Origin of the sequence: Myxococcus sp. AM011, from assembly GCF_013372595.1 — a bacterium.
Lineage (GTDB): Bacteria > Myxococcota > Myxococcia > Myxococcales > Myxococcaceae > Myxococcus > Myxococcus eversor.
In genome coordinates this window covers 19144-37359 of the sequence record NZ_JABXEM010000051.1, presented here as the reverse complement: position 1 = coordinate 37359, position 18216 = coordinate 19144, and the positions used below count along the sequence as shown (strand labels likewise).

At 71.9% G+C, this 18216-nt stretch carries 7 protein-coding genes; all 7 read right to left on the bottom strand.

All coding sequences use genetic code 11. The annotated features are described in order from the left end of the window. Window positions 1–240: 240 nt before the first annotated feature. The 7 genes from HUW62_RS13465 to HUW62_RS13435 all read right to left on the bottom strand — a co-directional run bounded on the left by HUW62_RS13465 (window position 241) and on the right by HUW62_RS13435 (window position 18121). On the bottom strand, window positions 241–2085 hold the full coding sequence (locus HUW62_RS13465) for an SWIM zinc finger family protein (protein ID WP_176434674.1): 1845 nt from the start codon (window positions 2083–2085) through the stop codon (window positions 241–243). After that, entirely contained in the window at window positions 2082–8612 is a 6531-nt protein-coding gene (locus HUW62_RS13460; RefSeq protein ID WP_176434673.1) for a HEAT repeat domain-containing protein, read from the bottom strand. The genes HUW62_RS13465 and HUW62_RS13460 overlap by 4 nt, the downstream gene beginning before the upstream one ends. Before the next feature lie 41 nt (window positions 8613–8653). Continuing rightward, a complete protein-coding gene (locus HUW62_RS13455) occupies window positions 8654–11383 on the bottom strand; it encodes a hypothetical protein (RefSeq protein WP_176434672.1) in 2730 nt (909 codons plus the stop codon). Window positions 11384–11509: 126 nt separating this feature from the next. Next, window positions 11510–12328 carry a phospholipid scramblase-related protein gene (locus HUW62_RS13450; protein WP_163867811.1) on the bottom strand — a complete coding sequence of 273 codons (819 nt, stop codon included), beginning with the start codon at window positions 12326–12328 and terminating at the stop codon, window positions 11510–11512. Between the two features lie 54 nt (window positions 12329–12382). Beyond that, window positions 12383–15718 (bottom strand): carboxypeptidase-like regulatory domain-containing protein, encoded by a 3336-nt coding sequence (locus HUW62_RS13445; RefSeq protein WP_176434671.1) that lies wholly within the window; start codon window positions 15716–15718, stop codon window positions 12383–12385. 60 nt (window positions 15719–15778) lie between these two features. Beyond that, complete coding sequence (locus HUW62_RS13440) at window positions 15779–16465, bottom strand: lysophospholipid acyltransferase family protein (protein ID WP_368670404.1); 687 nt, start codon at window positions 16463–16465, stop codon at window positions 15779–15781. Window positions 16466–16567: 102 nt separating this feature from the next. Then, complete coding sequence (locus HUW62_RS13435) at window positions 16568–18121, bottom strand: cyclic nucleotide-binding domain-containing protein (protein ID WP_176434670.1); 1554 nt, start codon at window positions 18119–18121, stop codon at window positions 16568–16570. Window positions 18122–18216 lie beyond the last annotated feature (95 nt).

The window sequence follows — 18216 nt, the reverse complement described above, 5'->3', positions numbered from 1 at the left end:
GTTCCGCTGCCCACCCCGGCCGTAGTGACTAGGAGGGAGAGAGCCAAGAACAGGCTACCTTGCGGAGAGTGTCCTGCATTCCAACCGGAGCGGCGCAACGCCGCTCCCGCGCTCGAGGCGCTCAGGCTGATGAATTCCAGACCTCTCTCGGCTGCTCGCGCGTGAAGCGCGTCTCATCGTGTCTTCCGTCGCACCTGCCCTTTCGGCCGCTGCGTGAGCGGCCGAGCCGTGAGTGGGGGTTTACACCAACGCCGATGCCGCGTCGATGTAGCCTTCAGCCGAAAGCTTCTCCAAGCGCGTGAAATATGCAGTCCGCGCCTCCGTGTCCGTGTCGAACCAGAGCCGCTGATGACGCGCCTCGCCAGTGCGAGGGCCCCATTCCACGGCGACGACCTGGCCGTCCAATGACACGCGATACACCATCTCCTGTCCGCTCTCCGCGTCGCGCCGCACATACGAGCGAGTCTCCGCGCGGATGAGCTTGCGACCCTCGGGCGTCTTGCGCAGCGCCTCTTCCTCGGCGCGGCGGCGCGCATAGGCCAGACGCAGCGCGAGCTGATGCTCGCAAGGCCCCTCGCGCATGCCGGAGCGGCGGAAGTGCGGACACCCGCAGGACGCGTCCTTCACGCGGCCTTCCAAATCCAACGTGAAGCTCGGGAAGAAGCTGCGCACCGCCTCGCGGTCCACGACTTCGCCGTGGATGCGGGTGCCCTCTCCGACGAGCTCGTGCACCTTGGTCAGCTTCACCTCGCCCGCGCCCGGGCCGCCGTCACCCAGCAGGCGGTGGGCCCGCGCCTCGCGCTCGCTGCCGAAGCGGATGACGGACTCGTCCACCGGCTTCGCCATCAGCTCGCGGGGACGGTACTGGCCCTTGGCGACGTCGAAGAGGATGCGGCCTCGCAGGCACTCCAACTGGAGCGCGGCGCGCACGTGCTCCTTCGATGCGCCGTCCGCTCCCGCGACGAGCGTGTCGAAGGGCTGGGGCCCGTCCGCGCGCAGCTTGTTGCGCAGCTTCTCCGCGAGCCCGTCCGGCACCGCGCGGGGCATGAGGACATCGAAGGCCGCCGCGGAGGACCAGCCGCTCTCCGTCCAGCCCGTGAGGCCCAACGTCAGCGTGGCCGCGCCCATGTCGATGACCCAGAACACCGGCAGGCCAGGGCCCATCAACTGGAGACGCACCGACTTCGCGTGCGGCAACAGCCGGGCGAGCGCGACCAGGCGCTGACGGCCGAACGTGCGCACCACGGCGGGCGCGGTGCCGTTGTACGTGCCGCCATGGCACTCCAGCACCAGCTCCCACGGCTCCAACACCAGACGCGGCGCGGCGCCGGGGACCAGCTCGAAGCGCAGCGCGCGCGGGGCCTTCTTCGCCTTGCGGGTGCGCAGCGCGAAGAGGAGGTTGTAGAGGTCGATGGGCGCCAGCACGCAGGAGCTGGCCGGCAGCGTGGCGGCGGACTGCACCTGGAGGAAGCCGCGCAGCCAGGCGTGCGGCACGTCGACATTGCGAGGCTCGCGGGCCGCCTTCGCGGGCAGGGCGACGTGGGCCTCCAGCGACACGGGCAGGTAGGTGCGCAGCCGGTCCATCCTCGTGGAGAGGTTCGCCGGGACGTCCAGGAAGGTGGAGCCGTGCGCGGCCTCGCGGCCCTCGAAGAGGCTGTTGTCGAAGGACAGGCGCGCGTAGGCGCTCTCGTCGCGGGAGAAGACCTCCAGTGAGACGCTGTCCGGGTCCACGGTGAGGACGGGGTCGAGCACCTCGTCCTGCTTCTCCTCACCGTCGAGCGCGTTGTCGAGGAACGCCTTCTGCGCCTCCCAGATTTGCGCGCTCGCCCGCTTCCCCTTGGACATGAGGTAGGCGAGGTACGCGGTGCGGTCCTTGCCCCGGTAGCGCAAGTCGCTGGAGAGGATGCCGAAGGCGGCGGTGAGCGCGTCGCGGAAGAGGGCGGCGTCCTTCAGTCTTCCGCGCACGCCCACGGTGCCGCGCGAGCCCTCCAGGGCCAGCAGCACGCGGGACGCGTCGGACGTGGACTCCACGTCGCTCGCGGTGGCGTAGCGAAGCTCGACGGGGTGCCGGGTGGCGGTCGTCACGACGGGGTTCCTTCCTTCCGGTTCCGCGCACGCTCGACGGCGCGACGTGCACGTTTGTGGGCGCGCCACGCGGCCTTGCGCAGCTCCACGGACTGAGACTTGTCGAAGGCGGCCTCGTGCAGCAGCTTCGCCGCCTCGTCACTCCCGAGCCGACCCAGGCCGGCCCACGCTTCCTGCTTCAACTCCGGCTTCGCATTCTGCGCCAACGCCTTCAGCGGGGCGATGTTTCCGTGGCCCAGCAGCGCGGGCTCGGCGAGGCGACGGCCCTCGGAGGTGACGAGCGCCTCGGCGGGCACCTGCGCGCCCGTGGGGCCCAGGGCCACCGGGTCGAAGGGCTTCACCTCCAGCGCCCACGTCGCGGCCTTCTCCGGCGCCAGTCGCGCCAGCGCATCCGCCGCCGCCGAGCGCACCCGCGCGTCCGGGTCCACCAGCGCGCCCTTGAGCGCCTCGGCCGACGCCGCGAGTTCCTTGGTGTTGGTCAGCACGGCGCCTGAGTCCTGGCCCACGAGCTTGAGCGTCGCGCCCGCCGTGCCCAGTCGAGACAGCACTCGCGCCGCCTCCTGACGCACGGTGGCCGGAGACGCCGTCTCGCCGCCCTGGAGGAGGGCTCGCGCGGAGTCCGCCAGGCTGGCCGCGCCCAGTCGTGAGCCCGCCCACAACAGTCGCTCCCACGCGGTGGCCAGCGCCTCGCGCTTCTTGCCCGGAGGTGAAGCCGTCCAGTCGGCCGCCGTCTTCCGCTCGGCCGTCACCAGCGCGCGGGACAGCGCGGCGACGTCCACCTGACCGGCCTGACGCGCCTCACCGGTCCACGTGCCCACCAGCAGCGCGGCTTCCTGCCGTGCCTCCGGCTTGTCGTTGGCGAGCAGGGCCACCGTCTCCGGCACGGGCAGCGCGCCACGGCGGGCGAGTCCCCGGCGCAGTCGCAGCCGCAGCTCCTCGTTGGTCAGCGTGGCCAGACGGGGCACGAGCAGCGCCGGGTCACCCTCGCGCGACAGGTACGCCGCGGCGGGCTCGGAGATGTCCTCGTTGATGCTGGCCACGGCGAGGAACTCGACGCGGGTGCGCTCCTTCGGGAAGAGCGCGTCCAGCGCCTTGCGCGCTTCCTGACGCAGGTCCTCGTCGCCGTCGTCGAGGATGGTGGCCAGCGTGGCCTCCGCCTCCACGTCCTTCAGCTTGCCCAGCTCCTGGGCGATGGTGATGCGCACCTCGTCGCGGGTGCTCGTGTCGAGCAGCAGCGCCTCCAGCTTCACGCGGGCACGCTCTCCGCCGATGGCGCGAAGGCCCTTCACGCCGGCTTCCTGCAGCTCGGAGGTGGAGCCCTCCACCGCGGCGGCCTCCACCTTCTCCTCGACGCGACGGCGCTCCTCGCCCTCGGGCAGGCGGCCCGCGAGGCGACCCAGGCCCTCCAACGCCGCCCACACCATGGACGGCTCGGTGGGAGCCTCGGGCGTACCGCCAGCGGCCACCGTCTCCAGCTCGCTCAGCGCGCGCGGGTCACCCAGCGTGCCCAGGGCGAGCAGGGCGCGCTCGCGCTGCCCATCCTCACCGGCGCGGGAGTACAGCAGCAGGGGCCGCAGCGCGCTGACTCCGCGCAGGTGCGCCACGCCCTCGGCGGCCGGGAGCATCAGCTCGCGCGTCCCGCCGCGCAGCACGTCCTCCAGCGGAGCCACGGGGATGCCGTGCTCGATGACGCGCTTGGAGTACAGCTCCACCGCCGCCGCGCGCACCGCCACGTCCCGGTCCGAGAACAGGCCCACGAGCAGCTCGGCCTGACCGGCCTCCGTGCCGTGCTCCAGCTCCTTCAGGGCCGCCAGCCGCACCGCCACATCGTTGGACTTCACCGGCGAGCGGAGGAAGCGCACCGCGAGCGCCGCGTCCCGCTTCTTCACGTCCGGGGGGCCCGCGATGTTCATCGCGGCGGCCACACACGCGACGCGCACCGAGCTCGTGTCGTCCTCCAGGCTCCGTCGCGCGAGCACATCCAGTGCCTCCGCGCGCTTCGTCTGTCCCAGCGCGGCCACCAGACGCAGCCGCTCGTTCACGTCCGTGGCGACGGCCACGCGCGCGGCCAGGGCGCTCACGGCGGAGGGCGTGCCCAGCCGTGCCAGCGCCTCCGATGCGCGCTTCGCCACGGCCGACGTCTCCGAGCGCAGGAAGGAGGCCAGCACCTCCACCGCGCGGTCATCTCCGCGCCACGCCAACAGCTCCGAGGCGCGCAGGCGCAGGTCCTCGTGCTCGCTGGCCATGGCCCGACCCAGCGCCTCGGTGACACGCGAGTCGTTGGCGCCGGCCAGCCGCTCAATCACCCCGACGCGCAGGTCCGCGTGCTCACTGCCCAGCGCGGCCAGCAGCGGCTCCAGGCTTCCGGCCGGGCTGAGCTTCTCCAGCAGCTCGAAGGCGTAGCGACGCACGTCCGGCAGCGGCGAGTTGAGCGCGGCGGTGATGCGCGGCTTCGCGGCGTCACCGCGCTCGGCCAGTTCGTCCAGCGCCGCGCGGGCCACGTCCGGCGCCAGCGAGGCGAGGGCGAGCGACAACGGCTCATCGCTGCCCGCGGGGAACAGCTCCTTGAGCCCCGTGAGCGCCGCCTTGCGCACCAACTGGTGCGGGTCCTCCAGCGCGCGCAGCAGCGCGGCGACGGCGGCGGGAGTCCCGGCGAAGCCCTCCAGCGTGAGCTTCACCACGCGGTCCACGGCGTCGCGACGGACGCGGTGGCTCTCGTCGTCACCCGCGGACACCTGCCGCAGCAGACCCACGTACGCGCCGAAGGCGAGCCGACGCAGGTGCTGTCGCTCCGCGCTGGCGGCGGCCTCCGGCGAGGCGCCCGGCGTCCCCGGCTTCACCGCCGAGAAGAGCCGACGCAGCCAGCTCTTGCCCTGGGCCTGCACGGGCGAGGTACCAGGGGCCGTCTCCGGCTTCCACGGGGCCTCCAGCGTGCGCGGACGGGCGACCTTCTGGGCCTCGCGGAAGTAGTCGAGCGGCTTGTTGCGCAGCAGCAGCACCTGGGCCGCCGCGTAGCGCTGCTCGGGCTGCTCGCTGGAGAGGGCCTCGGCGAGCCCCACCATGCGCTTCGCGCGCTCCTCCTCGGCGGGCCACTCCTTCATGTCGCCGGCCTTCTCCGGGCGCGGCGGCAACAGTCCCTCGACGAGGTTGGCGCGGTACGCGTCCGTCTCCGTGCGCAGCTCCAGCGCGCGGGCCGCGGCGTAGCGCACCTCCGGCCTGCCGCTGGACAGGGCGCTGGCGAGCAGGTCGGGCGGCTCGCCTCGACGGCTGGCGCGCAAGTCACGGGCGAGGACGATGGCGAACACCATCTCCTGCACCTCGCGGGCGCGGTCCTCCAGGCCGTGCAGCAGGCCACCGTCGCCCTCGGGGCCCAGGGCCGCGAAGGAGAGGATGGCGCCCAGGCGGATGGGCAGGTGCTCATGGCGCAGGTTGCCGGTGAGCACGGGCAGCGCGCGCGCGTCACCCAGGCGCGACAGGCCATCCGCGCCCCACGAGCGCACCGCCACGTTGGCGTGGCCCAGCGTGTCCAGCAGGAAGCCCTCGTCGCCTCGACGGCCGGCGGTGGCGAGGCCGCGCGCGCCCTGCTCCTGGAGGTCGCCCAGCTCGCTGGGCACCAGCACGGTGGCGAAGAACGTCAGCAGCCGACGCGAGCCCAGCGACGCCAGCGCGCGAGCGGCGCGGATGCGCAGCGGGATGAGGTACGCCGGAGTGTAGAGCCGCTCCAGGTCCTTGTCGGTGATGAGCCCGCGCATCGGCTCGATGATGTCCTCGGCGCCGCGCGGGGCGAGCAGCTCCGCGGCCCGCACGCGCACCTGCAGCTCCCCGGCGGCGATGCCCGCGAGCAGCGGCCCGTTCTCCCCGGGCACCAGCTTGTCCAGCGCCTCCAGCGCGGCGACGGCGACGACCACCTCTTCGTCCTGCACGCGCTTGAGCAGCGGCGAGCGCAGCGTCTCCACCGGGGCGTGCACGGAGCCCTTGGCACCCAGCACGCGCACCGACGGGTGCGTGGACGCGAGGGCCGCCAGGTGCGGCTCCGGCTTCTCCTTGCCGACCAGCTTCACCCACGCCTCGTACGCGGCGGTGGCCACGCCCGCGTCGCGGTCCTCCACGGTCTTCTTCAGGCGCTCTTGCGCCCAGCCCTCGGTGCCGCGCTGCGAGAGGACTTCCACCGCGCGGCCGCGCAGGTCCGGGAAGCGGCCGGCGAGCGCGCGGTCCAACGCCTTCTCCGGCACCTTCTCGTTCCACGCCCACAGCGTGCGGAAGGCCTCGCCGCGCACCTTGGCGGACTCGTCCTCCAGCGCGTCACCGAGCAGCGGCTCCGCGCCCTGCGTCGCCGCGCCCAGCTTCACCAGTCGGTCCAGGCCGCGCACACGCACGTCCTCGTGGCCGGAGCGCAGCGCCGCCTCGGCGGAGGACAGCGGCGCCTCCACGTCCAGCGTCACCACCGCGTCCAGCGCGGCGGCGCGCACGTCCGCGTCCTCGTCATCCAGCATCCACACCAGTCGCTCGCGAGCGCGGGCGTCCTGGAGCGCCTGGAGGGCGGCGGCGGCCTGACGGCGGATGGGGGCTTCCGGCTCGCGGGAGAGCTGGAGTAGCGCGCCCAGCGCCCGCGCGTCACCCAGCTGCGCGAGGCCGCGAGCACCGCGCACGGCGGTGTCCGGAGTGCGGCAGGCCATGGCGGCGAGCAGCGGCTCCAAATCGCTCTCCGCCAGCGCGCCACCCACAGCGCCCTGCGCGGGCAGGGTGTCGCGAGCGGCCTGCACGTCCGCGTCGGTGATGGTCAGGGCGGCGCCACTCGGGCCGCGCGTGCGAGCGACGAGTCGCCGGGCCACGTCCTTGACGGAGCGGGCGAAGTCCTCGTCGCGGGCTTCCAGCGCGTGGGCCAGGGCCCGGCGCTCCAGCACGCGGATGGTGAAGGCCACGCGGCGCACGTCCGCGTCCGCATCGTCCAGCGCCCGAGCCACCAGCGGCTGCAACTGCGCATGACCCAGGAGGCCCGCTCCCGCGGCGCGGATGAGCACCTCCACGCGAAGCCGCGCGGGCCCGCGCTCGAAGGCGGTGCGCAAAGGCTCGGTGTTGCCGCCCGGCGTCACCTCGGAGAGCGCGTCCAGGGCGGCCAGGCCCACGGCGGCCTCGGTCTCACTCAGCTTGCCGGCGATGAGGCCGGGCACCAGCGGAGACGTGCCTCCCAGCTTCGCGAGCCGATGCAGGCCCGCAACGCGCATGTCCACGAAGCGCGAGTCCAGCGCGGCGCGGGGCGCGGCCAGGGGCGACTCCGTCTCCAGCACGTCGAGCGCCTTGAGGGCCTCTTCACGCACCTGGGGGTGGTCGTCGTTGAGGCGCTCACGCAGCTTGGGGCGCGCGGCGATGCGGCCCCTGGCGCCCAGCTCGCGGGCGGCGAGGCGACGCACCTCCGCCTCCTTGTCCGAGCCGAGCACCTGGAGCACGAACTCCAACGCCTCCGGCTCGTCCAGCGCGGCGGCCTCGCGCACGGCGGCCTCGCGCTTGGGACGGGCCGCCTTCACCGACTCCGTGAGCAGGTCCAGGCCGTGCACCGAGGTGTCCTGGTCATTGCCCGGCTTGCCGTCCGTCTCGATGCCGAAGCGGAGCACGCGCCGGTCGTCGCTCGCGGTGAAGACGGAGCCCAGCGCCGTGCGCGCCGCGCGAGGGTTCGCGGGCGGCATGAAGGCCAGCGCGTTCACAGGCTTGCTGCCGCAGTCGAACGTGCGCGGCTTGCGGCGCTCGTCCACCCGCCACACCTTCACCTTGCCGTCGCTGCCCGCGGACCAGATGCGGTCCGCCGGCTCCTCGTCATCCTTCGTCGCGGGCGTGGGCGGGAAGAGCAGGGTGAGCACGGAGCCGGCGTGGCCGGAGTCCTTGTCGCCGCGCACCTCGAACTCCACCGCGCCCACCAGGTACCAGAGGCGCAGCTTGCCGTCGTCGCCACCGGAGACGAGCCGACCGTCGCGAGGCGTGAAGGCCAGCGCGCGCACCGCGCCCTCGTGGCCCACCATGTCCCGGCGCTCACCGGAGGCGCGCGTGAAGGAGCGCACCACGCCGTCGTCACCCGAGGTCGCGACATACGTCCCGGACGGGTCCACCGCCACGGCGCGCAGCGGCTGGGGCGACGCCTTCCACTCGTGAAGCTTGCGAGTGGAGTCCCACTCCCAGCCGCGCACCACGCCATCCGCGCCCGCGCTGAAGAGCACCTTGCCGTCCGGGCTGGAGGCGAGCGCGGTGACACCGCCAGGGTGCACGCCCTCGAGCTTCCACTGCACGTTGCCGTCGGCGTGGGTGCCGAAGCGCAGCGTGCCGTCCGCGCAGGCGGCGGCGAAGCGCTCACCCGACAGGGCCAGGGCGTTGACGGCGGAGGGGAGCTCGGTGCTCCACAGCACCTTGTTGGTGCCCGGCTCGTACGCGGTGACGCGACTTGCGGCCGAGGCGCGAGCGCCGCCGAGCAGCAGCACCCGGGGGCTGGCCGCGAGGGCTCGGAGCTTCTCGATGTTGCCGATGGAAAGGACGGACATGGTGTTCTTTCGAAACTCGTTGGAGGCGAGTGACGCGAGGCTCAGAGGCCCCCGAGCTGCGCGCTCGGATGCGCCGTGCGCAACTGGACCAGGGAGGCGAGACAGCTCTGCCATTCACCCTTCGCCATCGAGCCGGTGAACTCCCCCAGCACGGGCGACACGACGCGGGCGAAGTTCTCGTCATCCAGGCCCAAATCCCTCACCAGCTCAATCACGCGGCGCTTGGCGACGCTGGCCGACAGGCGCTTCTGCACCTCGCCCTCGCGCGCTTCCTTCGCCCGGCCCGGGGGCAGGCCGAAGAGCATCTTGCGCAGGAAGTCCCGCAGGGCCGCGACGTCCGCGAAGCGCTCGCCGCCACCCGCCGTCGGAGCCTCCTTCGCGCCCGCCGGCTTCCAGCCCTCCGGCAGGTGCGTGGGACGGTGCTTCTCCCAGAGCAGGCGCACCGCGAACAGGCCCACCTCGCGGTCCGCGCTCTGCATCAGCCACGCGAGCCGCTCCGCGCCACCCAGCCGCGCGTAGTGCCGACGGATGAGCTCCACCGCCACTTCGCGCGTGCTGCGCCTGGTGCTCTCCGTGAGCGAGAAGACCTTCACCGGGTCCAACTCCTCCGGGTGCAGCACGTAGCGGGCATCCGCGCCGTCCTCGCCCGCGCGCAGAAGCGCGTCATAGGCCAGGTTGCGAATCTCCTTCGCCTCGGCCTCGGCCAGTTCGTACACGCGCGTGTGCCAGCCCCAGGCGCGCAGCTCCGCGCGGGTGATGGCCAGGGCGAAGCGGCGCACGTCGTCGCGCGCGTCGAACAGCGCGGGCCACAGCTTCTCCGGCGTGTACGCCTTGCGAGGCGCCTTCGGCTTGAGCTCGTACGACTTCGACTCCGGCTGCTCCGGGCCAATCACGGGGTGGTGGCAGCGCAGGTACGTCTGGGCGAACGTGCGCACGGGCACCGGCTGCTTGGCTCCGAGTGCCAGCTCGAACAGGCGCTCCAGGCCCGCCGCCGCGTCACCCGTGTCGCTGAAGTCCGCCGGCACCACGTACTCCAGCAGGTAGCGGTGGGCGAAGTCGTGCAGCGTCGGGTCCGCCCGGCGCGCGAGCGCCAGCAGCCAGGGCACCGTGAGCTGCCGCGCGGTGAACAGCTTGCGGTTGCCCAGGAGCGCCAGCGCCACTTCCCGGTGCTTCGCGCTGAAGACCAGCCCCTTCACCTTCTCCACGTCCAGCCCGGGCAGGCTGTCCGCGCGCTTCAGCCACGTCGCCATCTGGTCGCCGAACGTCGGGTTCGCCGCCTTGTCCAGCATCCACTCCGGACCGATGACCGCGGGCGTGTAGGCCGACAGCGCCTTCACCACCAGCCCCTCCACCGGGTAGCGCTTCTTCTTCAGGCGCGGGTCCTCGAGCAGCTCCTTCCAGAAGGCCACCGGCATCTCCCCGGCGGCGTACTTGGAGGAGACGAAGCCCTTGACCCAGTTGAGCTGCTCGGAGGTGCCCAGGTACATGTCCCGCAAGAAGCTGGCCGTCAGCTCCGCGCGGTCGAACGACTGCTCCAACGACCTGGCCGCGAAGGCCGCCGTGGGCTTGTACGACAACAGCCGGCCCAGCAGCTCCAGCCCCAGCTCGCGCGGGTTGCGCTTCTCCAGCACCGCCGCGGCGAACGACTTCACATCGCTCTCGCCCTGGGCCACCAGCTCCGCCAGCCGGTCCGCCGCCAGGTCCTGCGCGTGCGCCCGCGCGTACTCAATCGCGTACGTGCGCGCCTTGCCACTGGGAGACAACAGCAACGCGAGCACCGCTTCGTGCAGGCCGAGCGCGCGCAGCTTGCCCTGGTGGAACTCCGGCGAGCCCTGCAGCGTCTCCACGAGGAAGTCGTGCGCGCTGCCCAGCGGCCTGCGCGCGAGCCGGTCCAACCACGCGGGCGTCACGTTGCGCAGCGTCTCCGGGAAGTCCTTGCGCAGGCCCTGGATGGCGAAGCGCGCGGCCGGGTCCGACAGACACGTGTCGAGCAGTCGCATCAGCGCGTCCGGCGAGCGCTTCCACGCGTCGGGGAACGCGCGGTGCTTCAGCGTGTCGTTGGGCGGCTGGATGGCGAAGCTGGTGGCCGTGTAGTTGCCAGAGCCGTGGGCCCAGATGTGGTGGGCCACCCAGACGGAGGACCAGGTCGTGTCCTCGTCGTAGTGACGCAGCACCTCGGCGGCGAACTGCGGGTACAGCTCCGGCACCGCGGCGCCCAGGTGACGCAGGTAGCGCCACGCGCGGCGGCGCAGGTACTGGAGCGTGCCACCGGAGACTTCGTGCCGGTACGCCTGCCGACGCTCCACGTCGAAGCGCCACGCGAGCACGCCGAACAGCTCCGCGTCGTGGTTGGCCTCGGCCAGCTTGTAGATGCGCTTGAGGCCGCCCCAGAGGCCGAACCTCAGGTCCGCCTTGCGCGCCAGCTCCAGGATGATGGCGCGGGAGGCGTCGGTGTTCTTCGCGTAGAGCGAGACGAGCAGGTCCGCCAGCGCGAGCCGCGCGGGCTGGGGCAGGTCCTTCTGCGCCTGGAAGCGTTGCCACGCTTCGGCGGAGGCCTCGCGGCGGCTCGCGGAGTTGTAGCGGGCCTGCGCCTGGGTGAGCGAGCGCAGCAGCTTCTCGAAGGTGAAGGCGTCCTTGGGCGGGGCCTTGCCTTCCTCCGGCTCAGGCTCCGACTGCTCGAGGAGGGCGAGCACGGCATCCGCCAGGTCCGGCGACTCCGCCTGGGCCAACCGCTCGAGGTCTGCTGCGTTCAGCGCATCGCTCGTCGACATGGGCCTGGGGACTTACCACAAGCCGCTTGCCTGGACAGCGCTGGAGCGCGGGGGGCCGGGAGTTCTCGGTTTCGGCTGTTCCGCGAGTCCACCGCGCCTGGCGGGCCCGCCGAGCCCTGCGCCTGACTACGAGCCCACGTCCACGCCCCCGCCGGAGCCGCTCTTCCGGTTGTCGAAGTACGTCAGGTCCACGAGCAGCGCGGCGGCCAGCACCATTTGACGCAGCCTGCCGTCGCTGCACGCGGGCTGGAAGTCCAGGCTGAAGTTGTCCGCGTCGCTGAAGGTCTCCTGCAAGAGCCCGCTCCACCTCTTGCGGATGACGGCGACCTCTTCACCTCGTTGGAGGATGCGGAACGTCCAGGGCTTGAAGAAGGGCCCATGCACGGTGGCCATCACCACACCCGCGGGAGAGAGGATGTCGAACCGGCGGGTGAAGAAGCGGAAGCGCTGGACGATGGTGCCCATGAGCCGGCCGTCCCACGCCGACACCTCCGCGCGCGCGAAGAAGAGGTGCCAGGGCAGCTCCACCGCCAGGGCCAGCGTGCCGCCCACCGTCATGCACTCCAGCCGCGCGCGGTAGAAGGGCCAGAAGTTGCGCAGGAGCTGTGACGCGAAGCCCTCGCCCGTCTCGCCCACGTACACGGTGTCGCGGCCCTCCGCGTCGCAGACCTCGTAGCGGTTCTTCCCCTCCCAGCCGATGAGGATTTCGAGCGCCTCCCGGAACTGACGCATGCGCACCTGGGCCGCCGTCAGCACGGCCTCCAGCGACAGGCGCAGCTCCACGCTCATGTAGCGCGGGTCTCCCGGCGGGCCCTTGCCGGCGAGCATCTCCTCGGGCGGCTCTTCTTGGGGCACTCCTGGCTCATCCGCCCTGGGCCGCGGCGCACGCGCGCCCCAGTCCAGCTCCAGCGTCGTGTCGTCCCCGGCCCATGGCTTGTTGCCCATGTCGCGGAGCCTTAAGCGGCACCCCCGCGGGACGCAAACGGGGCGCTTCGGACCTCAGTCGTCATTCGACAGCGAGACCCAGGCGGGAGGGATGTCCACCGTGATGGTGCCTTGTGCGGGCAGGTCCACCTCGCCTCGGTGGAGGGCCCAGTGCTGGGTCAGGTGATTCCTGCCCATCAGGACGTAGGTGTAGTGGCCCGGGGGCAGTTGGTCGAACTGGGAGTCGGACTCCGAAGAGGGTGCGATTCCCAGCGTCTCCGAGAAGTGTTCCAGCTCCTCCCGGTCCTTCGGCACCGGCACGGTGCCGGCGAACAGGTGGTAGCCCACGACCATCACCGAGGAGGTCGGGTTCATGACGGCGAAGGGCGGCGGGCGCAGCTTCAGCGTGGTGCCTCCGCTCAGCTCCTGGAGGTGGAGCTCCTTGCGCTCGCCAGCGGTCAGCTTCACGCGCTGGGGCATGAAGCGGATGGAGTCTCTTCGGGAGGTCGTCGCCGCCTTGGCGACGAGGGTGTACTCCCCGGGCGCCAGGCCCGTCGCGTGGAAGCTGCCGCTGTCCTCCTCCATCGTGATGGACTCCGCGCCGACCGGGGACAGGGGGCGCAGGGAGAGGAAGGTGCTCACGAGCCGCCCCTCGCGGTCCTTCACCGTGCCCTCCAGCCTGGCACCCGTGAGCAGGCGCAGCTCCAGCGTCGTCTCGCCCGGTGCCACCTGCTGGCTCAGCGGCAGGTAGTCCGGATGGGAGAGCTCCAGACGCAAGGCCGCGCCCGATTCCAGGGGAGGCAGCACGAAGGCGCCATCGGCGGTGGTGCGCGCATGCGCCAGCGACTGCGCCTCCGGCTCCTCGTCCCCTGGTGACGCGGGGACGACGAGGTTCGCCTGCACTTCCACTCCGACGACCGGCGTGGACGTCACCGCGTCCAGCACCCGGCCGCGCAGCCGACGCCCGGCCTTGAGGACCACGTCACCCAGGTCCGTGTCCCGCCCCACCTCCACCTCGACCTCCCGCATGACGCGCGTGAGGCCCGGCGCCTCCATCGTCACCCACGTGCGGCCCGGCTCGTCCACGGTGATGTGGAAGACGCCGTCAGGCTCGCGAAAGGACTCCTCGTTGACGTCGAAGCGGGTGATGGGCGTGCGGTCCTCGCGCACCAGACGGCCCCGGATGCCTCCCTGATAACGCACCACCAGCTTCACGTTCGTCGACCCGGCCGCCACGAGGACCTGGGGGGTTCGTGAGCGGGCCCCCTCTTCTTCCTGAAGCGGCTCCGCCACCAACTCGAAGCCCTCCGCCCTGACGCTGAGCTTGCACGGGCCCGGCGACAGGTGGTCGAACGTGAAGCGCCCCTGCTCATCCGTGGTGACGCTGGAGCCATCATGGAAGGGATATCGCCCGTGGTGGAGGAACCTCGGACGAGGGCTCTCCTCGCTCAAGACGTAGGCGTGCACGTCGGCGTCGGCCACCGGCTTGCCGGCTTCGTCCACGACGAGGCCCGACAGCGACAGCCCCGGCTCCAGTCGCAGCGTCACCGTCTTCGTCTCCGCGCCCTGGAGCACGACGGGGAGCTGCGCGCGAGGCGGGCCGCCCCGGGTGCGGTGGGCTCGCAGGGAGTACCGGCCCGGAGAGAGGCCCCGCAGGATGAAGCGGCCCTCCGCGTCGCTGATGATTTCGGAGGTGGCGGAGTCCTGGCCGTCCTCCCAGAGGGAGACTGAAAGCCCCGCCAGCGGAGCGCCGCTGGTGCTCACCACGGTGCCCTCCACGCTCGCGCCCCGGCGCATGACCAGGCGCACGTCCCGGGAGGGCGCCTGTACCTCCCTCCACTCCGTCTCCAGGAAGCCCGGGGCCCGCGCCTTGAGTCGATGGAGCCCTGGCTCGCTCAGGTTGAGCACGAAGCGCCCCTCCTCTTCGGTCGAGGTGTAGGCCGTCTCCGCGTCGTTGGAGACGTCGTCCAGGTCCTCGTCGGAGGCCGGGGTGCCGTCGGGCCGGAGCCCCGGCTCGCGCCGCCACTTCATGGCGATGACCTCCGCCTCCGTCAGCGGGTTGCCCTCCGTGTCGGTGACGACGCCTGCCAGCACGAACGCGCGCTTCAGGGTGAAGTCCAGCGGCGCCGGCTTCCGCGTCACCACCACGTCGCTCACCGAGAGGTGCTGATAGCCCACGGCGAACACCGAGAAGTCGTTGTGGCCCAGCGTCGCGGAGTGGAACACGAAGCGCCCATCCGCGCCGGTGTCGACGACGGTGCTCATGGACACGTCCCCGTGGGTGTCCAGCGTCACCTTCGCGTCGGCGACAGGCTGCCCCGCCTCATCGCGCACCAGGCCCTCCACCTTGACGACGGTGCCCAGGTGCAGCGTCACCTCCGCCTCGGCCTGCTCCTCCGCGAGCGTGGTCTCCGTCTCTCCCTGGTGGTCGCCTTGCGCCGCCCGCAGCACGTAGTCGCCCGGCGACACGTCCTCCAGGACGAAGCGCCCCTGGGCGTCCGTGACGCCGGTGAAGGGGGCCTCGCCGTCGGTCTCTGGTTCGTACTCGGAATCGTGGGCTCGCACCCGCACCCCCGCGACGGGGCGCTCGTCCAGCAGCACCTGTCCCACGATTCGCCGGGGCCGGTGCAGCACCAGGTCCTCGGCCGAGAGGTCCTCCGCGACGATGTCCGTCAGGTGCGCCGTCAAGAACCCCGGACTGGAGACGACCAGCGCGTAGTCGCCAGGAGGAAGGGGCCCCACGCGGAAGCGGCCCTCCGCGTCGGTGCGGGTCTCGAAGTAGCGCGAGTGCTCGGCGTGGAAGAGCGTCACGCTGGCGTCCGCCACGGGCCGCACGGCCTCGTCCACCACGCGGGTGGTGAACACGTCGCTCGGCTGGAGGATGAGCTCCACGGCCTGTGAGCTCGTCGCCACGTCGAGCTCCAGCGCGGAGCCCTGGGCTCCCACGGCCCACAGCGCGACGCTGCCCTCGGGCAGGCCTTCCAGCATGAAGCTGCCGTCCTCCGCCGTGGTGGCGCGCGTCAGCAGGGGCGCTGTGCCGCGCCCTTCGTCGATGAGGCCGCGCAGCGCGAGCAGGGACTGGGTGTCCAGACAGGACGAGGAGGACATGGGCGTCTCGGCGTCCTGGCCGCAGGGGAGCGCGGACAGCGATTCACCGGGCAGGGCTCGCGACGCGGAGACCTCCACGCCCCGGGCGGGCGCCCCTTTGTCGGTGAGCACGCGGCCCCGGAGGGACAGCGCGCCGCGCGGCGGAGGCGAGGGCTCGCTGGGGCCGGGCAGCTCCTGGGAGGCGGGCCTGGAGGTGGAGGGCGCGGTGTCGCCGTCGGAGGGCTCGCGGAAGGTGATGACGGCGATGACCGAGCTCAGGCCAATCACCCCGAGCATGAGCCCCACCATGGCTGGCCTTCGCATGGACCCCTCCCGTTGGCCCCCCAGGCTAGCAGGGCGCTCGGGACGAAGTCGCCGGGGGGCTCAGGCGCGAGCGGGGAGCGACTCCAGGCGGGCCTTCTCGGCGGCGATGAGGTCCCGGACGTGCTCGCGCAGGACGGCGACGTCGTCGAAGCCGCTGACGTCCACTGGAGGCATGACCTGGACGTGGCAGTGGGCGGAGGTCTGCATCACCAGTCCATGCTTGGGAAGGACTCGCGCCGTGCCGGTGAGGACGACGGGGATGATGGGGCAGCGCATCTTCAGGGCCAGCGCGAAGGCGCCGTCCTTGAAGGGCTTGAGCTGGCCGTCCGCGGAGCGCGTGCCCTCCGGGAACATGAGGATGGGGACGCCGCGCTCGAGCCAGCGCTCACTCAACTGCATCATCTTGATGATGCTCGGCTTGTCGCCGCGCACCAGGGGCACGTAGCGGTTGAGCCTCATGTTCCAGCCGATGAGCGGCAGCCGGAAGTTGGCCTGCTTGGAGACCCACTTGAAGGGGCTGTACAGGCCGAAGAGGACGAGGATGTCGCCGAGCGACTCGTGGTTGGCCACGAGCACCGCGGGCCCGTGCCAGGGCAGGTGCTCGCGGCCGTCCACCCGCAGGTGCCACAGCGGGTTGACGTAGAAATACAGCTGCGCCCAGAAGCACGAGTACAGGTGCAGGACCCGGCCGTTGCGGTCGAAGGGCGTGGTGACGGCCCACACCACGATGGCGCCCAGGAAGAGCACCACGCTGGAGAGCGCGAAGAACGCCCAGAAGAAGATGGAGAACAGGAGTCGAATAGGGCGCGCAGTCTGCCACAGGGTTGCGAGTGGAGGGGAAGGGAGTTGTCACGCCCACGCGTGGAGAAGGTTCGCGGGAGGTCTTGCCCGAGGGAGTGTCAGGTCCACGGCGAGCTGGAGCTCCGGCGACGCCAGCCGAGGCAACACGACGAGCCGCGTGGCCTCCATGGTGACGACGGGGAGCGGACGCTCCACCTCCAGGAGCAGGGCCCCGCGCGCCGTCAGCCGGGGCGAGGCGTGCGCCAGCTCCACCGCGCCCAGCACCATGAACAGATGGGAGCCCGGCTCCAGCAGCAGCTCCTTCCTGGGCGCGAGCACGTGCCCCTGTCCACGCAGCAGCCACGCGCGCCGCTCCTTGCGGCCCAGGTGGGCATAGCGGTTGCGGCCACGGACCAGGTCATCGAAGCGCCGCTCCGCGAAGGTGCCCCAGACCTGCCGGCTCAGGTCCGCGTCCGACTCCAGCAGCTCGCGCAGCGCGGCGCCCGGAATCCGCACCACGGTGGAGGCCGACGCCGTGCGCACCGAGGCGGAGCGCCTCCCGCCCGCGAGCGTGGACTGCTCTCCGAACACCGTGCCGCTGCCGAGCTGGTTCACCAGGTCCTCGTCGGCGCCGTGGGTGGCGAGCACGTAGGCGGCGCCGCGCGCGAGCAGGTACAGCTCATCGCTCATGTCGCCCTGGCGGAAGACGAAGTGGCCCGCGGGCAGCTCCTGCACCTGGGCGCGCGCGGCGAGTGACTCCAGCGCGCGCGTGTCGACGTGGGCGAACAGCGGGGAGGAGCGCAGCTGGCGGGCCACCGTCGAGCGCAGCAGGCGCGAGCCTCCTGGCAGCCGGTACGCGAGCTTCATGGCCGGCTCCACGGGCTTGCGCAGGACGCGCCCGCTCATGACGCGCAGGACGCTGAGGACGTTGCCCATCGTCACCGGCGCGAGCGTCAGCAGCCCATGGCCCAGCGTGTAGCCCGGGTTGGTTTCGAGGAAGTAGCGCGCGGACCGCTTCTCGCACTGTTGCCAGTAGTCCTGCTCCACCTCGGACTCGCGGGTGCGCCAGCCCACGTGGCGCAGCAGGGGATTGCGCGCGTCGACAGGGGCCAGTCCGAACTCGGTGCCCAGCTCCGCCAGGAAGTCGCGCAGCCCGGGAGGCACGGGCTGCTCGTGACGCGGCCACAACTCGTCGCAGTACTTCGCGAGCAGGGCATAGCTGGACGGGTGCACCAGCGCGCCCAGGTAGTACGCGGGCCGGCCCGGGTGGCGGAGCAGGTATCTGAGGATGAGCGACAATCCGAAGCGGGTGTTGGTGTTGCCACCCCGGTAGGCGCGCAGCGAGCCGGCCTCCGCGCGGAACACGGCCGTCGTCACGCCGTTCAACTGTTTCTCGAAGACATGCAGTGCGAAGTAGCCGACGAGCGCGCCCGCTTCGTTGCGGTGGAGCTGAATCCAGGTGTGCTCGGCGGTGGACTCCACCACGTACTTCGCGAAGCCCTCGCGCTCGACTCCCTCGAAGATTTCCTGATGCACGGCGTAGAGCACGTCCGTCAGGCGTCGCCGCTGCTCGGTGGACAGAGACTGGGGGATGACGACCTCGGTGCTCGCGATACGGGACATGGTGGGGTGGCTCTCCGTTCTTCTGGCGGCGGACCAGTGCGGCTCCGTTGCCAAGTAAGTCCGGACACGCCGAGCGACGGCGCTCCCGAGCCTGG